The organism is Mesorhizobium sp. CNPSo 4688, assembly GCF_057784295.1.
This window is the reverse complement of record NZ_JBWLUY010000006.1, coordinates 207,982-225,181: the sequence shown is the minus strand read 5'-3', so window position 1 is coordinate 225,181 and position 17,200 is coordinate 207,982. Positions and strand designations below refer to the sequence as shown.

General features: G+C 64.3%; 16 protein-coding genes. 7 read left to right on the top strand and 9 right to left on the bottom strand.

Annotated elements, in window-relative coordinates:
* Positions 1–39 precede the first annotated feature (39 nt).
* Genes AC04SH_RS13270 through melA form a run of 4 tightly spaced genes read left to right on the top strand, consistent with a single transcriptional unit; the run spans position 40 to position 5,251 of the window.
* Entirely contained in the window at positions 40–1,047 is a 1,008-nt protein-coding gene (locus AC04SH_RS13270; protein ID WP_488575348.1) for an ABC transporter permease, read from the top strand.
* Entirely contained in the window at positions 1,048–2,181 is a 1,134-nt protein-coding gene (locus AC04SH_RS13265) for an ABC transporter permease (RefSeq protein WP_488575347.1), read from the top strand.
* A gap of 10 nt (positions 2,182–2,191) precedes the next feature.
* Positions 2,192–3,859, top strand: coding sequence for an ABC transporter ATP-binding protein (locus tag AC04SH_RS13260; RefSeq protein ID WP_477231675.1), 1,668 nt, complete (start codon positions 2,192–2,194; stop codon positions 3,857–3,859).
* Between the two features lie 21 nt (positions 3,860–3,880).
* Positions 3,881–5,251 carry an alpha-galactosidase gene (gene melA / locus AC04SH_RS13255; protein ID WP_488575346.1) on the top strand — a complete coding sequence of 457 codons (1,371 nt, stop codon included), beginning with the start codon at positions 3,881–3,883 and terminating at the stop codon, positions 5,249–5,251.
* A gap of 7 nt (positions 5,252–5,258) precedes the next feature.
* Here melA and AC04SH_RS13250 read toward each other — a convergent pair whose 3' ends face one another.
* Positions 5,259–6,905 (bottom strand): acetolactate synthase large subunit, encoded by a 1,647-nt coding sequence (locus tag AC04SH_RS13250; protein ID WP_488575345.1) that lies wholly within the window; start codon positions 6,903–6,905, stop codon positions 5,259–5,261.
* Positions 6,906–7,171: 266 nt separating this feature from the next.
* Here AC04SH_RS13250 and msuE point away from each other — a divergent pair, with 266 nt between their 5' ends.
* Together msuE and AC04SH_RS13240 are read left to right on the top strand one after the other, a co-directional pair.
* On the top strand, positions 7,172–7,732 hold the full coding sequence (gene msuE, locus AC04SH_RS13245) for an FMN reductase (RefSeq protein WP_477231672.1): 561 nt from the start codon (positions 7,172–7,174) through the stop codon (positions 7,730–7,732).
* A gap of 378 nt (positions 7,733–8,110) precedes the next feature.
* Positions 8,111–8,440 carry a YciI family protein gene (locus AC04SH_RS13240; protein WP_488575344.1) on the top strand — a complete coding sequence of 110 codons (330 nt, stop codon included), beginning with the start codon at positions 8,111–8,113 and terminating at the stop codon, positions 8,438–8,440.
* Positions 8,441–8,605: 165 nt separating this feature from the next.
* Here the strand turns inward: AC04SH_RS13240 and AC04SH_RS13235 are convergent, their stop codons facing one another.
* On the bottom strand, positions 8,606–8,845 hold the full coding sequence (locus AC04SH_RS13235; RefSeq protein WP_488575343.1) for an exopolysaccharide production repressor protein: 240 nt from the start codon (positions 8,843–8,845) through the stop codon (positions 8,606–8,608).
* Positions 8,846–9,046: 201 nt separating this feature from the next.
* A complete protein-coding gene (locus AC04SH_RS13230) occupies positions 9,047–10,078 on the bottom strand; it encodes a hydroxyacid dehydrogenase (RefSeq protein WP_488575342.1) in 1,032 nt (343 codons plus the stop codon).
* Between the two features lie 200 nt (positions 10,079–10,278).
* Here AC04SH_RS13230 and AC04SH_RS13225 point away from each other — a divergent pair, with 200 nt between their 5' ends.
* A complete protein-coding gene (locus AC04SH_RS13225) occupies positions 10,279–11,340 on the top strand; it encodes a LacI family DNA-binding transcriptional regulator (RefSeq protein ID WP_488575341.1) in 1,062 nt (353 codons plus the stop codon).
* A gap of 93 nt (positions 11,341–11,433) precedes the next feature.
* On the opposite strand, the gene AC04SH_RS13220 is transcribed toward AC04SH_RS13225, so the two are convergent.
* The 6 genes from AC04SH_RS13220 to AC04SH_RS13195 all read right to left on the bottom strand — a co-directional run bounded on the left by AC04SH_RS13220 (position 11,434) and on the right by AC04SH_RS13195 (position 17,182).
* Positions 11,434–12,879 carry an aldehyde dehydrogenase gene (locus AC04SH_RS13220; protein WP_488575340.1) on the bottom strand — a complete coding sequence of 482 codons (1,446 nt, stop codon included), beginning with the start codon at positions 12,877–12,879 and terminating at the stop codon, positions 11,434–11,436.
* A gap of 95 nt (positions 12,880–12,974) precedes the next feature.
* Complete coding sequence (locus AC04SH_RS13215) at positions 12,975–13,760, bottom strand: coniferyl-alcohol dehydrogenase (RefSeq protein ID WP_488575339.1); 786 nt, start codon at positions 13,758–13,760, stop codon at positions 12,975–12,977.
* 2 nt (positions 13,761–13,762) lie between these two features.
* Entirely contained in the window at positions 13,763–14,827 is a 1,065-nt protein-coding gene (locus AC04SH_RS13210; RefSeq protein ID WP_488575338.1) for a branched-chain amino acid ABC transporter permease, read from the bottom strand.
* Positions 14,824–15,720, bottom strand: coding sequence for a branched-chain amino acid ABC transporter permease (locus tag AC04SH_RS13205; protein ID WP_477406274.1), 897 nt, complete (start codon positions 15,718–15,720; stop codon positions 14,824–14,826). Before AC04SH_RS13205 ends, AC04SH_RS13210 begins: the two co-directional genes overlap by 4 nt.
* Positions 15,717–16,445: an ABC transporter ATP-binding protein gene (locus tag AC04SH_RS13200; protein ID WP_488575337.1), complete on the bottom strand. Its 729-nt coding sequence runs from the start codon at positions 16,443–16,445 to the stop codon at positions 15,717–15,719. The genes AC04SH_RS13205 and AC04SH_RS13200 overlap by 4 nt, the downstream gene beginning before the upstream one ends.
* A complete protein-coding gene (locus AC04SH_RS13195) occupies positions 16,442–17,182 on the bottom strand; it encodes an ABC transporter ATP-binding protein (protein WP_488575336.1) in 741 nt (246 codons plus the stop codon). The genes AC04SH_RS13200 and AC04SH_RS13195 overlap by 4 nt, the downstream gene beginning before the upstream one ends.
* Positions 17,183–17,200: the final 18 nt, after the last annotated feature.

Here is a 17,200-nt window from a genome sequence, read left to right as displayed (position 1 = left end):
GGCAGAGAATCCCGAAACCTGCAACGAGGAGGCGAGACGGTGCTGCGATTCCTGGCCATGCGCATAGCATCGGCGTTACCGGTTATGGTCATCCTGAGCCTGGTCACCTTCGCCATTATCCAGGCGCCGCCGGGCGACTATGCCGACTATATCCGCTCGCAGCTCATCAACCAGGGCGGCGCGTCTTTTGCCGAAGCCGACGCGCAAGCGCAGGCCTACCGCGTCGAGCATGGTCTCGATAAACCGCTGCCGGTTCAGTACGTGAACTGGATCGCCGGCATCGTCACCCGCGGCGATTTCGGCTACAGCCTCTACTACAACAAGCCGGTCGCCGCCGTGGTCGGCGAACGGCTGCCGCGCACACTGCTGCTGGCGCTGGTCTGCCATCTGCTCGCTTCGGTGCTCGGCATCAGCTTCGGCATCTGGGCGGCAACCCGGCAGTACACCTGGATCGACTCGACGCTGTCGGCCATCTCCTTCCTCGGCATGACCGTGCCGCGCTTCCTGATGGCGCTGATCATCCTCTATCTCATGGTCTTCCAGTTCAACGTGTCGGAGATCGGCAGCTTCTTTTCGCCGCAATATGGCGGCGCGCCGTGGTCGTGGGCGAAGTTTGCCGACCTCGTCAAACATGTCTGGCCGGTGGTGGCGATCGCCACCTTTGGCGGGCTCGCCTACAATATGCGCGTCATGCGCGGCAATCTGCTCGATACGCTCAACGCCCAGTATGTCGAGACGGCCAAGGCCAAGGGGCTTACCGGCGCTGCCGTCGTCATGCGCCATGCCGTACCCAACGCGCTGCACCCGCTCATCATGTATCAGGGTGTGGTGCTGCCCTACATGCTGACAGGCGAGATCGAGACGGCGATCATCTTCGCGCTGCCGACGGTCGGGCCGGCGATTGTCGGTTCGATGGCGGTCGGCGACGTCTATGTCACGGCGACGTTCATGATGGTGCTTTCGGCAACGCTGATCGTCGGCAACATCATCGCCGACATGCTGCTTGCGCTGCTTGACCCGCGCGTGCGCCAGTTCGGGGAGAGCTAGATGCTGGCACGCGACCCATCCCCGCCGCCGCCGGCCGAAGCAACAGCGATTCCGACACCGCGCGGCAATGAAAGCTATATGGCGCTGGTCTGGCGCCGGCTGCGGCGCTCCTGGACCGGCATGGCCGGGCTGATTCTTGTCGTGCTTCTAGTGCTGATGGCGCTGTTTGCCGATTTCTTCGCGCCGATGGACCCCAAGGCGACCGATGTCGGTTTCGCTCCGCCGCAGGTGATGAGTTTTCACGACAAGGACGGCAATTTCGTGCTCCAGCCGCGGGTCTATGCGCTGGCGGATTCGGCTGACCTCGACCCGGTCACCTTCCAGCCGGTCGTCGGGCCGGACTACGAGCATCCGCGCCTGCTCGGCTTCTTCGTTAGGGGTGCCGAGTACCGGCTGCTGGGGCTGATCCCCGCCAACCGCCATTTCTTCGCCTCGACCGACGGCCTACCGGTGCATTTCCTCGGCACCGACAAATTCGGCCGGGATGTGCTGTCGCGGGCTATCCAGGGTTCGCGCGTTTCGCTGATGATCGCGCTGACGGTAGTGTTCATCATCACCGTCATCGGCACCACGGTCGGCATGGTCTCGGGCTATTTCGGCGGCCGGTTCGACGTCTGGGTGCAGCGCTTCGTCGAACTGGTGCTCGCCTTCCCGCAACTGCCGCTTTATCTGGCGCTGACGACGCTGATCCCGGTGACCGCGCCGACCAATGTCTTCCTCGCCTTCGTCATCATCGTCATGTCGGCGCTGGGCTGGGCGCAGATGTCGCGCGAGGTGCGCGGCAAGACGCTGGCGCTGGCGCGGATCGACTATGTGCGCGCCGCCATGGCGGTCGGCGCCACCGACATGCGCATCATCATGCAGCACATTTTCCCCAATGTGATGAGCCACGTCATCGTTGCCGTGACCATCGCGATCCCGACGGTGGTGCTGCTCGAAGCCTTCCTCGGCTTCCTCGGCTTCGCGGTGAAACCGCCGCTGATCTCGTGGGGTCTGATGCTGCAGGACACCGCGACCTATTCGGTCATCGGCACCTATCCGTGGATCCTGTCGCCGGTCGGCTTCGTGCTGATCACCGTCTTTGCCTTCAACGCGCTGGGCGACGGCCTGCGCGATGCCGTCGATCCCTATTGAGGTGACCAGGATGACCGTCGCGCTCGCAGCCACCTTCGCACCAGCCGTCCGGCTCGACCATGCCGGACGCCACGACCAACCGATCATCGATGCCCGCAACGTCGAGGTCGCATTCAAGGTCGAGCACGGCGTCGTCGAGGCGGTGAAGGACGTCTCGTTCCAGCTCTATCGCGGCGAGACCATCGCTATCGTTGGCGAGTCCGGCTCGGGAAAGTCGGTGACGGCGCGCACCGTTATGGGGCTCTTGTCAAAGCGGGCCACCGTGTCGGCGAAATCAACCGTCGACTATTGCGGGCAGGACATACTGAAATTTCCGGAGAGCGCACGGCGCAAGCTGCGCGGCAACCGCATCTCGATGATCTTCCAGGAGCCGATGAGCTCGCTCAACCCGATCTACACGGTGGGCAGCCAGATCGTCGAAGCAATCCGGGTGCACCGCAAGGTGAGCCGCAAGCAAGCCTGGGCGCGGGCGCTCGAGCTGCTGCGGCATGTCCAGATCCCCGAGCCGGAAGCGCGCATCAAGCAGTATCCGCACCAGATGTCGGGCGGGCAGCGCCAGCGTGTGATGATCGCCATGGCGCTCGCCAACGACCCCGATGTGCTGATCGCCGATGAGCCGACGACCGCGCTCGACGTCACGGTCCAGGCGCAGATTCTCAACCTGATCCGCAATCTGCAAAAAGAGCTCAGGATGGCGGTGATCCTGATCACCCACGACCTCACCGTGGTGCGGAAATTCTCCGACTATGTCTATGTCATGCAGTATGGCGAGATGTGCGAGCACAACGTGACCGAGCGCCTGTTCGCTGACCCGCAGCATCCCTACACCAAACGGTTGCTCGCCTCCGAGCCGCACGGCAAACCGCAGCCGCTGCCTCAGAACAGCGGCACCATCCTCGAGGCACGCGACATGCGCGTCTGCTTCATGCTGCGCCATGGCTCGTTCCTGAAGCCGGACTGGCGCGAACTGGTCGCCGTCGACGATCTCGGCCTGAAACTTTGCCGCCACGAAACACTTGGGCTGGTTGGTGAATCCGGCTCCGGCAAGACCACGTTCGGTCTCGCTCTGCTCAAACTCACCGATGCCAAGCGCGGCGAGATCAGCTTCGACGGCCAGCCGATCCAGGGCCTGTCGCGCGCCGAGATGCGGCCGCTGCGCTCTCGCATGCAGGTCGTCTTCCAGGATCCGTTTTCCTCGCTCAATCCGCGCATGACGATCGGCCAGATCATCGAGGAAGGGCTGGTCGTCAACAGGTTGGGCGCGACACGGCGCGAGCGGGTCGAGCGGGTGCGCGACGCGCTGGTCAGCGCCGGCATGCCCGGCGATATTCTTTCGCGCTTTCCGCACGAATTTTCCGGCGGCCAGCGGCAGCGCATCGCGATTGCCCGCGCCATCGCGCTGGAGCCCGAATTCATCCTGCTCGACGAACCGACTTCGGCGCTCGACCTCTCGGTGCAGGCGCAGATCATCGACCTGTTGCGCAAGCTGCAGGACGAGCGCGGCCTGAGCTATCTCTTCATTTCGCACGACCTCAAGGTGGTGCGTGCGCTCTGCCACCGCGTCATCGTCATGCAGAACGGCAAGATCGTCGAACAGGGACCCGTCGACGAGGTCCTCACCCATCCCAAGACCGCCTACACCGAACGGCTCGTCAGAGCCGCGTTCGATGTGGCGTAGCAAAGTGCCGGAGGTTTAAAAGTGGCAAGACATCCCAGGATCACCTTCATCGGCGCCGGCTCGACCGTGTTCATGAAGAACATTGTCGGCGACGTGCTGCAGCGGCCGTCGCTGTCGAATGCTACGATCGCGCTGATGGATATCAATCCGCAGCGGCTGGAAGAGAGTGCCATCGTCGTCAACAAGCTGATCGCGACGCTCGGCGTGAAGGCTAAGGCCGAGACCTATTCCGACCAGAAGAAGGCGCTCGCCGGCGCCGATTTCGTCGTCGTCGCCTTCCAGATCGGCGGCTACGAGCCGTGCACCGTTACCGATTTCGAGGTGCCGAAGAAATACGGCCTGCGCCAGACCATCGCCGACACGCTCGGCGTCGGCGGCATCATGCGTGGCCTCAGGACCGTGCCGCATTTGTGGAAGATCTGCGAAGACATGCTGGCTGTCTGTCCCGACGCGATCATGCTGCAATACGTCAACCCGATGGCGATCAACACCTGGGCGATCTCGGAGAAATACCCAGCCATTAAGCAGGTCGGCCTCTGCCATTCGGTGCAAGGCACGGCGATGGAGCTGGCGCACGATCTCGACATTCCCTACGAGGAAATCCGCTACCGCTCGGCCGGCATCAACCACATGGCCTTCTATCTCAAGTTCGAGCATCGCCAGGTGGACGGCACTTACCGCAACCTCTATCCCGACCTTGTCCGCGCCTATCGCGAGGGCAGGGCGCCGAAGCCCGGCTGGAACCTGCGCTGCCCTAACAAGGTGCGCTACGAGATGCTGACGCGGCTCGGCTATTTCGTCACCGAAAGCTCGGAGCATTTCGCCGAATACACGCCCTATTTCATCAAGGAAGGGCGCCCCGACCTGATCGAAAAATTCGGCATTCCGCTCGACGAATATCCCAAGCGCTGCATCGAGCAGATCGAGCGCTGGAAGGGACAGGCCGAGGCCTATCGCTCGGCCGACCGCATCGAGGTCGAGCAGTCGAAGGAATACGCCTCCTCGATCATGAATTCGGTGTGGACCGGCGAGCCGTCGGTGATCTATGGCAATGTCCGCAACAATGGCTGCATCACCTCGCTGCCGGACAATTGCGCCGCCGAGGTGCCATGCCTGGTTGACGCCTCAGGCATCCAGCCGACCTATATTGGCGCGCTGCCGCCGCAGCTCACCGCGCTGATCCGTACCAACATCAACGTGCAGGAACTGACGGTGCAGGCGCTGATGACCGAGAACCGCGAGCACATCTACCACGCGGCGATGATGGACCCGCATACGGCGGCCGAACTCGACCTCGACCAGATCTGGGCGCTGGTCGACGAGCTGCTTACGGCGCATGGCGACTGGCTGCCGGCCTGGGCGCGTGGGAGCGCCAAAGTCCGGGCGGCCTGATCGCCGCTCAAGCCTCCGGTGGCGCCGGCAGCCGGTGGCGCAGTTCCTCGACCAGGACGCGCTCGTTCTCCGAATAGTCGATCGGGACGACGACGAGATGGACGCCGCCGGCGGTGAACGCCGTTTCGAGCGTCGGCTTGAGGTCGGCAATGGCGCTGACCCTGGTGCCCTTGGCGCCATAGGCCTCGGCATATCTTACGAAATCGGGGTTGCCGAAGGTCATGCCGAAATCGGGAAACTGGTCGACCGCCTGCTTCCAGCGGATCATGCCGAACGCGTTGTCCTCGATGATCAGCACGACCAGGTTGAGTTTCAGCCTGACGGCGGTTTCCAGCTCCTGGCTGTTCATCATGAAGCCGCCATCGCCGCAGATCGCCATGACGCGGCGCCCGGGATAGAGCATCGCCGCCGTCATCGCCGACGGCAGGCCGGCGCCCATCGTGGCCAGAGCATTGTCGAGCAGCAGCGTGTTGGCGACACGCGTGCGGTAGTTGCGCGCAAACCAGATCTTGTACATGCCGTTGTCGAGCGCCAGGATGCCGTCAGCCGGCATCACCGCGCGGATATCATGGACCAGGCGCTGCGGCGTGAAACGGTCTTCGGTGGCGCGCGCGGCAATACGGTTCAATATCCCTTCGCGCAGCGGCAGCAGCGCCTGTGCGTTGGGGATCTTGCCCTCGATGCGGTCGGCAAGCAGCCTGAGCGACGCGCCGATGTCGCCGATCACTTCGGTCTGCGGGAAATAGACCTGTTCGACATTTGCTGGCTGGTAGCCGACATGGATCACTTTCGGTCCCTTGTCGCCCATGATGAAGGGCGGCTTCTCGATCGTGTCGTGGCCGATGGTGATGATGAGGTCGGCCTGTTCGATCGCCTCATGCACATAGTCGCGCTCGGAGAGCGCGGCGGTGCCCATGTAAAGCTCGGTGCCGCCGGGCACCGTGCCCTTGCCCATCTGCGTCGTGAAATAAGGAATGCCGGTCCTGATCACGAACTGGGCGAGATCCGAGGTCGAGCGCGGCCGCGATGCGGCGGCACCGAGCATCGCCAGCGGACGCTGTGCCTTGATGATCATCTCAGCGGCGCGGTCGAGGGCGAGCGGGCGCGCCAGCGGCAGTTCGACCGGGTGCGGCGGGATCAGCGCGACATCGTCGCATTCTTCCGCCGCGATGTCTTCGGGCAGTTCCAGATGCACCGGTCCCGGCCGTTCCTCCTCGGCAATGCGAAAGGCTTCCCGCACCACGGCGGGAATTGTCCTCGGCGAGATGATCTGCCGCGACAGCTTGGTCAGCGGCTTCATCGCCGCAACGATGTCGACGATCTGGAAGCGAGCCTGGCGCGACGACCGGATGCCCTTCTGCCCGGTGATCATGATCATCGGCATCGCTCCGAGCAACGCATAGGCAGCGCCGGTCGTCAGGTTCAAGGCACCGGGCCCGAGCGTGGTGATGCACACACCAGGCTTGCCGGTGAGCCTGCCATGGGTGGCGGCCATGAAGGCGGCTGCCTGCTCATGGCGGGTCAGGATCAGCTGGATCGAGGATTTGCGGATGGATTCGACGACATCGAGGTTTTCTTCGCCCGGAATGCCGAAGATGCGATCGACGCCCTCATTCTCGAGGGCGGCTACAAGCAGGTCTGAACCTTTGGGCACGAAGCGTCTCCTGGGCGAAGTGGCGGCGAACCGCGTCGGGATATGGTCTGACATAGTCCTGAAAAAGCCCTAGCGCGAGGCACGGCTGCCGCCAACGTCGTTTTGCGCTTACAGACTGTTCGGTTTCTCGCGAACGGTTCGGGCAAACGGAAAGAAATTCCTCAGGAACAGCGCTGGAGGGCCTATCCTTGCTTCTTGCGGCAGGCGTACGCCTGTAAATATGCGGTATGAAGCGGGCCTGCCCGCCGCGCGAGAGGTGCCAGAATATGCCCAATCCAACCGTCGTCGGGTTTTCCGGCAATTTCACCCGGCCGTCCAAGACGCGTGGCTTCGTCGACCAGGTCGTCAGGGACATTGCGCGCCAGCATGGCCTGTCGGCGAGCACCTATGACATTGAAGATCTTGGCCCCTCGCTGGGCGCCGCCAAATGGGCGCGCGATCTCGACGGCCAGGCGCGGACGATTTTCGACAGCGTCGTCAATGCCGATGTCCTGGTGGTGGGATCACCGACCTACAAGGGCAGCTACACCGGCCTGTTCAAGCACTTCTTCGATCTGTTCGATCCCGCTTCCTTGCGCGGCAAGCCGGTGGTGCTGCTCGCCACCGGCGGCAATGATCGCCATGCGCTGATCGTCGAGCACCAGTTGCGGCCGCTGTTCGGCTTCTTCGAGGCGCTGACGCTGCCGACAGGGGTCTACGCCACGGACAAGGATTTTTCCGACGGCGTGCTGAAGGCCGAACCCATCCTGAAGCGCGTCGAGCAGGTTGTCGGCGAGGTCGGGCTGGTGCTGGCCAATCGCTCGGCTGCCGGCGTCGCTGCCGGATAGCGCGGCGAGCGGGCCGCCTCCAGCCCTAACGGCCCGGGAGTGAAAAAAAGGCCCGCCACCGACGCGAATCGTGACGGGCCTCCGTGGAGTACGCCGGGCTTCCCACCGCCCGGCTGCCTTGAAAACTATCCGGCGGAAGGATGGTTCCGCGAGATTCCTGCAAGTCCTCATGTCATAGCCAAAATCAATACCCCGCCGGCTAGGCCTGGCGGGGCATTGTTTGGAGGGTCTGGATCGAATGGGAACGATCCGGCTAGAAAACGCCAGCACCGGACAAAGGTTCCCGCGCCGACCGGGCTTCAGCCGAGCGTGCCGGCTGGCTTTGCCGGAACCACCACGGCTGCCCAGCCATTGTCCTCGAACATGGAGGAACCAATCATGCCCAAGTATATCACCATCGGCTATGGCGACCGGGCCGGATATGACCGGACGCCGCAGGATGTCAGGCAGGCAGCCCTTGAACACGATGCATCGCTCAAGCAGCGCGGCGTGGTGATGGGCATCGCCGAAACACCGGTGCAGGTGCGAAATCCGGACGCCAGCGGCGTGCTGACCGAAACCGGGCCCTATCTCTCGTCGGACCTGCCCATCGCCGGCTTTTCGATCATGGAAGCCAGCGACATGGACGAGGCGATCGCGCTGGCCTCGAAATCGCCTTGTGCGGTGGCCCATGGGGTGATCGAGATCTGGCCGCTCAACGAGCGGTAACTAGTTCCTGTCCGCCGGCTTCGAGCGCATCCTCGACACCGTCTCGCGCTCGGCGCGCTTGGAGCGCAGCGTCGGCAGGCCGTGGTCGATCAGGCCCATGGCCTCTGGCAGCATGTCGTCCATGCGCCTGGGGCTATCGCCGACGTGGCCTTCGATCTCGCCCGTTCAGAAAGTCTGGAATAAAAGCGGGCTTGTCGGATCCGCCGCCGAGCGTGCGTCCGATGGTTCCGATGATCGCCTAAACACCAGGTGAACGACCAGGCCGAAGTAACCGACCTGCAGGATTACCAGTGTCAGCACTGACCATCCAAGGGTCGCCCAGATCGACCCGGTCTCCAGATAGACCCAGATTGCAACGCCGATTGTCGTTGCAGACATCCCGACCAGAAATTGCGGAAAGTACATGTCTCTTTCCACCCCCATTTCCAACCCGTGGGCTGGGATCTGTTGCCAGCATCCTTAATTAAGTTGTCACTAAATTAGTAATATTGCAATCGCCTGCGGAGAGCACGGTCATGGCGCGGTCATAGCGGGTTTGAGCTTGTGGACGGCGCGCGGTGTTTCTCAAACCACGGACAAATCAGCGAAACGGTCCCCCGCCTGCCATCAATTCCGATCCGCCGGCTTCGAGCGCATCCTCGACACCGTCTCGCGCTCGGCGCGCTTGGAGCGCAGCGGCGGCAGGCCGCGGTCGATCAGGTCCATGTCTTCCAGCACCATGTCGCCCATGCGCTTGAAGGCGATGTCGAGCGCGCCGGCGCGGTGGGCGGAGCGCAGGAAGCCGGGGATTGTACGGACCGGATGGTCCCGCGCCAGCGGCTCTTCCGGGAAGACGTCACTGGCGGCAACGATGTGGCCGCTCTTTACCGCCGCCATCAAAGCAGGGAAGTCGACGACACCGGCGCGGCTGAGCAGGATGAAGGCCGCACCCTTGCGCATGCTGGCAAAAGCATCGGCGCCGAGGAAACCCTGGTTCTCCGAGGTCACCGAAGCGACGACGAAGACGAAGTCGCTCGATGTCAGCACATCGTCGAGCGAAGCCGGCTCGACGCCATTGTCGATCAGGATCGACGGCGGCAGCCAGGGATCGAACACCTTGGTGCGGGTGCGGAAACCCGACAGCAGGCGGTTCAGCGCCCGGCCGAGATCGCCGAAGCCGATGATGCCGACATCGGCGCCCGACAGCAGCCGCGCGGTGAGGTTGCCGTCGCCGCCCCACAGCTCCTCGCCTTTGCGGAAAGCGAGGTCGGCATCGACGATGTTGCGGGCGAGATTGAGCGCCATGGCAAGCCCGAGCTCGGCCACCGGCTCGGCAAAGACCAGGCCGGTGGTGACGACATGGATGCCGCGCGCAAACAGCGTCTCGTAGGGCATGTTGTTGACGAGGTTGGTCTCGACATTGAAGACGCAGCGCAGCGCCTTCATAGCTTCCAGCGTCTCAGGCGAGATTGGTGGCTGGCCGATGATATAGCGGGCTTCGGCCAGCACATCGGCCGGCAGTTTCGCCACGCCGTCGGCCGTCGTCTCTACAATGCGGTAATGCGCCCTGAGGCGCGCCAGCTGTGGCGGGATGAAGATCAGCTCGAGCGTGCGTGGTTCCGGCGCGCTGATGACCAGCGGCAAGGCCCTGTTTGGCATGACGATTCCTCCCGGCGCGATCCGCATCGCGTATTTTTGCTTTGCACTTGTCGTTATCCCAAAACCGCATCACACTTTGGGGCGACATGCGCTCGACGGGTAAAATACCCACGATTAAACGATTTACAACTCAGAAAAATCGATTTACTCATTTCTCCAGCGGACGGAATGCCTCGGTCCGCGCCTCGGGAGGAGAACCAATGGCGCACAGGCAGGACCAGCAGCGGCGTGCGTCGATCCATGACGTGGCAAGCCGCGCCGGCGTGTCCGCCGCCACCGTCTCCAAGGTCATGGCCGGCGTCACCACGGTGAAGCCCGAAAATGCGCAGCGCGTCTTCGATGCGGTCGAGCAGCTGGGTTACCGCATCGATCCGCTCGCCTCCGACATGCGCCGGGCCAAGCGCCGCATCATCGGCGCAATCATGCCCGAATTCGAAAGCGAATTCTTTGGCCAGATGGTCACCCAGCTCGAGAGCCTCGCCGAGCAGCGCGGCTACACGCTGGTGGCGGCGTCGAGCCGTGAATCGGAAGCGCGCGAAAAGGAAATACTGGCCCGCATGCATGACTGGCGCGTCGCCGGCGTGGTGCTGGCGCCTGTTCGTAACGAGCATGGCCCGGCGGCCGACTTCATGAAGGCCAATGGCATGACCGGCGTGCTGATCGACCGTGTGCTCTCCGACGACGCCTTCGACACGGTGTCGGCCGATAGCGCCGCAGCCAGCGCCGAAGTAGCGCGCGAACTGATCGCCAAGGGTCATCGCCATATACTGGTCGTCGGCCTCGGCGAACAGGCGGCCACGATGCGCGCCCGTCTCGATGGGTTTCGCACTACTGCGCTCAGACTGGCACCGGATGTGCGCATCGATGTCGTACTGGCCGAAACCGACGTGGAGCCGCTGCGAGCGCAGTTGCGCGAGTATTTCGCGAAAGGCGACCGGCCGACGGCGGTCTATTCGCTGTTCCTCAAGGGCACGCTGGTGGCGCTGTCCGAGTTCCGCCGCCGCGGCTGGCATTGTCCGAACGACATTTCGCTGGTCGGCTTCGACGATGCCGAATGGATGCAGGTGACATGGCCGGCCATCGCCGCCGTTGTGCAGCCGGTGCGCCAGATCGCCGGCCATGCCATGGAAGCGCTGTTCGCCAGGATTGAAGGCGGGGAGGGGCCGCCGATCGCGCGGCTCGAGCCTTGCCGGGTTTTGATGCGGGAATCCGTTGGCTCGCCACGCAACGGCCCGCATTCCGGGGGAGGACACCGACAATAGCCCCCATTGTAGACACCCAGAAGCTGCACCTGGCCTAGGCTCGCGGCACCAACCGGTTCTTCCCTTCTCCCACAAGGGAGAAGGGAGAAAGAATCAGAACGGATAGTGCTGGTTCGGATCCTCGATGGTCAGCCAGCGCAGGTCGGTGAACTCGGCGATCGAGGCCTTGCCGCCGAAGCGGCCATAGCCCGAGCCCTTGACGCCGCCGAACGGCATTTGCGCCTCGTCGCCTACGGTCGGGCCGTTGATGTGGCAGATGCCGGCTTCGATGCGCGCGGCAACGGCAAAAGCGCGGCGGATGTCGCGGCTGAAGACGGCCGAGGACAGGCCGTATTCGGTGTCGTTGGCGACGCGCACGGCTTCGTCCTCGCCCTTGACGCGGATCACCGGTTTGACCGGGCCGAAGGATTCTTCCGAATAGACGCGCATCGCCGGCGTGACATGGTCGAGCAGCGTCGCTTCGACCACGGTTCCGGTGCGCTTGCCGCCGGCCACCAGCTTCGCGCCCTTGGCGACGGCATCGGCAACCAGTTCTTCCATCTTGTCGGCGGCCTGGCTACTGACCAGCGAGCCCAGCACGACATGGCCGCGCGGGTCTCCAGCCGGCAATGCAGAGGCGCGGGCGGCGAGCTTGGCGACGAATTCGTCGGCGATCTTTTCATCGACGACCAGGCGCTCGGTCGACATGCAGATCTGTCCCTGATGCATGTAGGCGCCAAAGGCAGCCGCATTGACCGCGGCGTCGATGTCGGCATCGTCGAGCACGACGAGCGGCGCCTTGCCGCCGAGCTCAAGCAGGGCTGGCTTCAGGTGCTTGCCGGCAAGTTCTGCGATGATCCTGCCGACCTTGGTCGAGCCGGTGAAATTGACGCGCCTGACCGCAGGATGCGCGACCAACGCCTCTACGATTGCCGCCGCATCCTTTGGGTCATTGGTGACGACGTTGATGACGCCCTTGGGCAGGCCGGCCTCGACCAGCACCTGGCCGATCAGCCTGTGGGTGCCGGGGCACATCTCCGAAGCCTTCAGCACCACGGTGTTGCCGCAGGCGATCGGCATGGCTATGGCGCGGGTGCCGAGAATGACCGGGGCATTCCACGGCGCGATGCCGAGGCACACACCGGCTGGCTGGCGGATCGCCATGGCGAGTGTTCCCGGCTTGTCGGAGGGGATGACCTCACCCGAAATCTGCGTCGTCATGGCGGCTGCCTCGCGCAGCATTTTGGCGGCCAGCATGACGTTGAAGCCGGCCCACGGGCCGGTGGCGCCCGTCTCTTCCATCATCAATTTGGTGAATTCGCCGACCTTGGAATCCATCACATCGGCGGCCTTGGACAGCAAGGCGCGGCGCTCGCCAGGTCCAGTCTTTGACCAGCTGGTGAAGGCGGCGGCTGCGGCTTCGACCGCGGCATTGGCGTCGGCAATGCTGGCCGCGGCGGCGCGCGTCGCCAACTTGCCGGTGAACGGGTCCATACGCTCGTAAGAGGCAGCACCCGACGCGTCCCGTTTGTCACCGTCGATCAGAAGTCCGATGTCCATTGTTTTCTCCCTCGCTCGCAGCGGAGCGTCTTTTCTATCCTGCTATTGACCATGATCTTATCCGAAAACCGGTTCCCACTTTTCGGGATCATGGTCTAGAAGCCGAGCACTTCGGCGTTGATCGATGCTTCGAGGCCGCCGTCAACCGGCACGTTGGCGCCGTTGACCCAGCGCGCGCCGTCCGAGCACAGGAACAGCACGACAGGCGCAATGTCGCCCGAGGTGCCGGCGCGTCCGACACGGGCAATGTCGCTATCGACGCGAGCATCGCCCAGCACATTGCGGAACTGTTTCAGGATCGGCGTCTCCACCGGTCCCGGGCTGACCGCATTGACGCGGATGCCGCGGCTCCTGAACAGCTCCTGATGCGCGGCGCGCTGGGTCCACAGCAGCAGCAGTTCTTTGGATACCGGGTAACCTTCCTCGTTCTTCACCTGATGGTCGGCGACCGCTTTGGCGACATCGGGAAAACCTTCGATGCCGACCATCGACGCGGCACGGTTGAGGTTGGCGCGCCAGCCATAGCCGGCGATCGAGGCGACGTTGACGATGGCGCCGCCTTCGCGAAGTCGTGGCGCGAGGCCTTCCGAGAGCGCGCGCAGACCATAGAAGTTGACAGCCAGTGTCGACGCCGCGCCGGTGTTGCCGGAGAGGCCGGCGACGTTGCAGAGCGCGTCGATGCGCTGCGGCACGGATGCAACGAGATCATCGACGCCGGCCTTGGACGAGATGTCGGCCTTGACGAAGCTGCCGACTGTTGCTGCCGGCTCGCGCACATCGATGCCGATCACGTCCGCGCCAAGTTGGCCGGCGAGCTCCGCCGTACGCGCGCCGATGCCGGAGGCGACACCGGTGATGAGGATGGTCTTGCCGAAAAGCATGGTTAGGCCTTTTCCCGCTGTGTCATGGCTTGTTGCAACGTCGATGCGGTGTCGCCATCGGCAGCGCCTGCCGGCAGTCTGACACGATAGCCGACCGGCAACAGCCGTACGCCGAAGCGCTCCTCCAGCGTTCCCCACAGGCCGCGCGGCAGGAACAGCGAGAACAGCACCGCGGTGGCGCCAAGGCCGATGAGATACCAGACGCCGGTGCCGCCGAACCAGGTCTCGATGAGGAAGAACAGCAGCGCGCCGAGGATGGCGCCCTCGAAGGTGCCGATGCCGCCGACCAGCACCATGAAGATCATGTAGGCGGTCCACTGGACGTTGAAGTAGGTTTTCGGCTGGAAGGTGATGGAGGTGGCCAGCCACAGCGCGCCGGCAATGCCGATGCCGAAGGCGGCGAGCACGAACAGAAGCCGCTTGGTGCCGGTGACGCGCACGCCGACCGACGCGGCGGCATCCTCATTGTCCCTGATGGCGCGGATGGCAGCGCCCGTGCTGCCGCGCAGCAGGCCGAACAGGATGGCAAGCAGCGCCGTCATCGCGGCCAGCGCCAGCCAGTAGATCGTCGCCCGCCTGGCGCCGGCGTCATAGACGTTGAGCGAAATCAGCGACGTCCCGGTTTCGCCTTGCACCAGCCGGTCGAGATTGACCAGCAGATGGGTAAGCGCGGCAATGACCCACATGCCGATGGCGAACTCGCCATTCCTGAGCCGCAGCATGAACAGCGACATCGGCCAGGAGATCGCGCCGACAATGATCGCCGAGACGAACAGCGAGGCGAACGGGTTGAGGCCGGCATCGGCCAGGCGAATGGCGAAATAGGCGCCAAGGCCGAAGAACACTTGTTGTCCCACGGAGACCAGGCCGCCGAAGCCCGCCAGCGCATTCCACATCGCCGCCAGGATCACATAGATGAACAAGGCGGTCATGCGGTCGACGGCCCCGGCTGACAGGAAATGCGGCGCAACGGCGAGCAGCACGATGATCACGACGACCGCGATCGCCGAGATGCGCGAGGCCGGGGTGCCGCGCTCGATGACGGGGGAGGTCGAAACGGCGCTCATGTCGTCTTCCTCGCGGGCAGGCGCAGCAGGCCGCGCAGGCCGAGGCCGGACGTGGAGAGCCGGATGAACAGCACGATCAGGAAGGCGACATGGCCGCCGATGAGGAAGCCTTGCGGATGCACCTGCGCGCCGAGCGTCTGGGCGAGCGCCAGCACGATGCCGCCGAGAAGTGTGCCCCACAGCGAGCCGGCGCCGCCGATCACCGCCGCCTCGAAAGCGAACAGCAATTGCGGTGCGCCGGTATAGGGATCGAAGGTGGCGCGCATGCCGAGGAAGGCGCCGGCAAGACCGACGGTGACCATGGCGATGGCCGCGGCAAGGGCGTTGGCGCGGCGCGCGTCGACGCCGACGAGGCCGGCGGTATCAGGATCTTCCGAGGTGGCGCGGATCGAGCGGCCAAGCCTGGTGCGGGTCAGGAACAGCTGCAGCCCGCCAAGCAAGATCACGGCGGCGGCGAACATGATGACGGCAAGCTTGCCGACATAGATGCTGCCCGGCCATTCCCAGGAATCGTAGGACAGGCTGCCGATATAGGGCGCCAGCGAACGCGTGTCGGCGCCGAACTGTTCGAACAGCGCATTGTCGATGACGATGGCGAGGCCGAAGGTGGTGAGGATCGGCAGCAGCGCGCCGCCGCGTGCGCTGCGTTCGAGCAGGAAGCGCTGCAGCGCCCAGCCGATCGCCGCCATCAGCGGCAGCACGATGAGCAAGCCGACGAATGGCGAGATGTGGAATTGCGAGGCGAGCCACCACAGCGCATAGGCCGAAAATACGGCAAGGCTGCCGTGCGCGAGGTTGATGATGCGCATCACCGAAAACATGAAGGAGAGGCCGCAGGCGATCAGCGCGTAGTAGCCGCCGAGCAGGATGCCCTGGACGATCTGGTTGCTCATGCCGGCACACTCCCGGCGCTTTTCCTGTGCAGGCCGAAATAGGCCTTCGTCACCTCGTCGCGCGAGACGCCCTTGCTCGAACCCTCGAGCGCCACGCGTCCTTCGAGCATGCAGATGACCTTGTTCGAGACCGAGAGCGCGCGGTTAAGATCCTGTTCGACCAGGATGATCGTCGTGCCGGAGCTGATCAGTCCTTGCAGCGAAGCGTAAACGCGGTCGACCACCAGCGGCGACAGGCCGAGCGAGACCTCGTCGAGCAGCAGCAGCTCGGGATTGCTCATCAGCGCGCGGCCAATTGCGGTGGCCTGCTGCTCGCCACCGGAAAGATGCCCGGTCTTGGCATGGCGGCGTGGCTTCAGATTGGGGAAGGTGTCGAGCACGCGTTCCACGCTCCAGTCGCCGGGACGGCCGGTGGTCTTGCCGAGCAGGAGGTTCTCTTCGACGGTCATCTGCACGAACAGCTTTCGTCCCTCGGGCACCAGTGCGACGCCCATGCCGACGCGCTTGTGCGACGGCACGCCGGTAATATCGGCGCCATCCAGCAGCACACGGCCGGCTGTCGGCTGATGCGCGCCGGCGATCGCTCTCAGCAGCGTCGTCTTGCCGGCGCCATTTGCGCCGACCAGTGCCAGCGTTTCGCCGCGCTCGATCGCAAAGCTCACGCCACGCACTGCCTGCAGCAAGCCGTGGCGGACAACCAGGTTCTCGACTGCGAGCAGGCTCATTTCGGGCCTCCACCGAGATAGGCTCGCACGACTTCCGGATCGGCCATCACCGCCTGCGGCTCGCCGTCGGCGATGATCTTGCCGGCATCCATGCAGATCAGCCGCTCGGCCACCTGCAGCAGGATGTGGACGATGTGCTCGATCCAGACGATGCCGATCTTGCGCTGGCGCAATTCCTTGATCGTATCGACAAGTTCGCTCGCCTCGCCATCGGTCAGTCCGCCGCCGATCTCGTCGAGCAGAAGAAGCGTCGGTCTCGCCGCAAGCGCGCGGGCCAGTTCCAGCCGCTTGCGGTCGAGCAGGCCGAGCGTCTCGGCGCGCCGGTTGGCGACGCCCAGCATGCCGCACAGTTTCAGCGAAGCCAGCGCCTCCTCATAGGCTGCGTCGCGGGCAAGCCCGGCGCCATGCGACGCGGCGACAAAGACATTTTCGAACGCGGTCATGCCGCTGAACGGCTTCGGCACCTGGTGCGTGCGCACCAGGCCGAGACGACAGCGGGTCGTGGCCGGCAGCGCCGTCACGTCGCCGCCCCTAAAGGCGACGGTGCCGGCGCTCGGCGGAAAGGCGCCTGACAGCACGCTGAGCAGGGTCGTCTTGCCGGCGCCGTTCGGGCCGACAATGCCGACCGCCTCGTCGGCCGTCATGGCAAAGTCGATATCGTCCAGCACCACCAGCGCGCCGAAGCGCTTATGGATGCCGGCGGCGCTGAGGATCGCAGAGTTTGATGAACCGTCCACGATGCGATCCCCGTAACC

Coding starts and splice junctions, on each gene's coding strand:
- AC04SH_RS13265 (WP_488575347.1), top strand. CDS start 1,048: ATGCTGGCACGCGACCCATCCCCGCCGCCGCCGGCCGAAGCAACAGCG.
- AC04SH_RS13260 (WP_477231675.1), top strand. CDS start 2,192: ATGACCGTCGCGCTCGCAGCCACCTTCGCACCAGCCGTCCGGCTCGAC.
- msuE (WP_477231672.1), top strand. CDS start 7,172: ATGCCCAATCCAACCGTCGTCGGGTTTTCCGGCAATTTCACCCGGCCG.
- AC04SH_RS13240 (WP_488575344.1), top strand. CDS start 8,111: ATGCCCAAGTATATCACCATCGGCTATGGCGACCGGGCCGGATATGAC.
- AC04SH_RS13235 (WP_488575343.1), bottom strand. CDS start 8,845: ATGTACTTTCCGCAATTTCTGGTCGGGATGTCTGCAACGACAATCGGC.
- AC04SH_RS13230 (WP_488575342.1), bottom strand. CDS start 10,078: ATGCCAAACAGGGCCTTGCCGCTGGTCATCAGCGCGCCGGAACCACGC.
- AC04SH_RS13225 (WP_488575341.1), top strand. CDS start 10,279: ATGGCGCACAGGCAGGACCAGCAGCGGCGTGCGTCGATCCATGACGTG.
- AC04SH_RS13220 (WP_488575340.1), bottom strand. CDS start 12,879: ATGGACATCGGACTTCTGATCGACGGTGACAAACGGGACGCGTCGGGT.
- AC04SH_RS13215 (WP_488575339.1), bottom strand. CDS start 13,760: ATGCTTTTCGGCAAGACCATCCTCATCACCGGTGTCGCCTCCGGCATC.
- AC04SH_RS13210 (WP_488575338.1), bottom strand. CDS start 14,827: ATGAGCGCCGTTTCGACCTCCCCCGTCATCGAGCGCGGCACCCCGGCC.
- AC04SH_RS13205 (WP_477406274.1), bottom strand. CDS start 15,720: ATGAGCAACCAGATCGTCCAGGGCATCCTGCTCGGCGGCTACTACGCG.
- AC04SH_RS13200 (WP_488575337.1), bottom strand. CDS start 16,445: ATGAGCCTGCTCGCAGTCGAGAACCTGGTTGTCCGCCACGGCTTGCTG.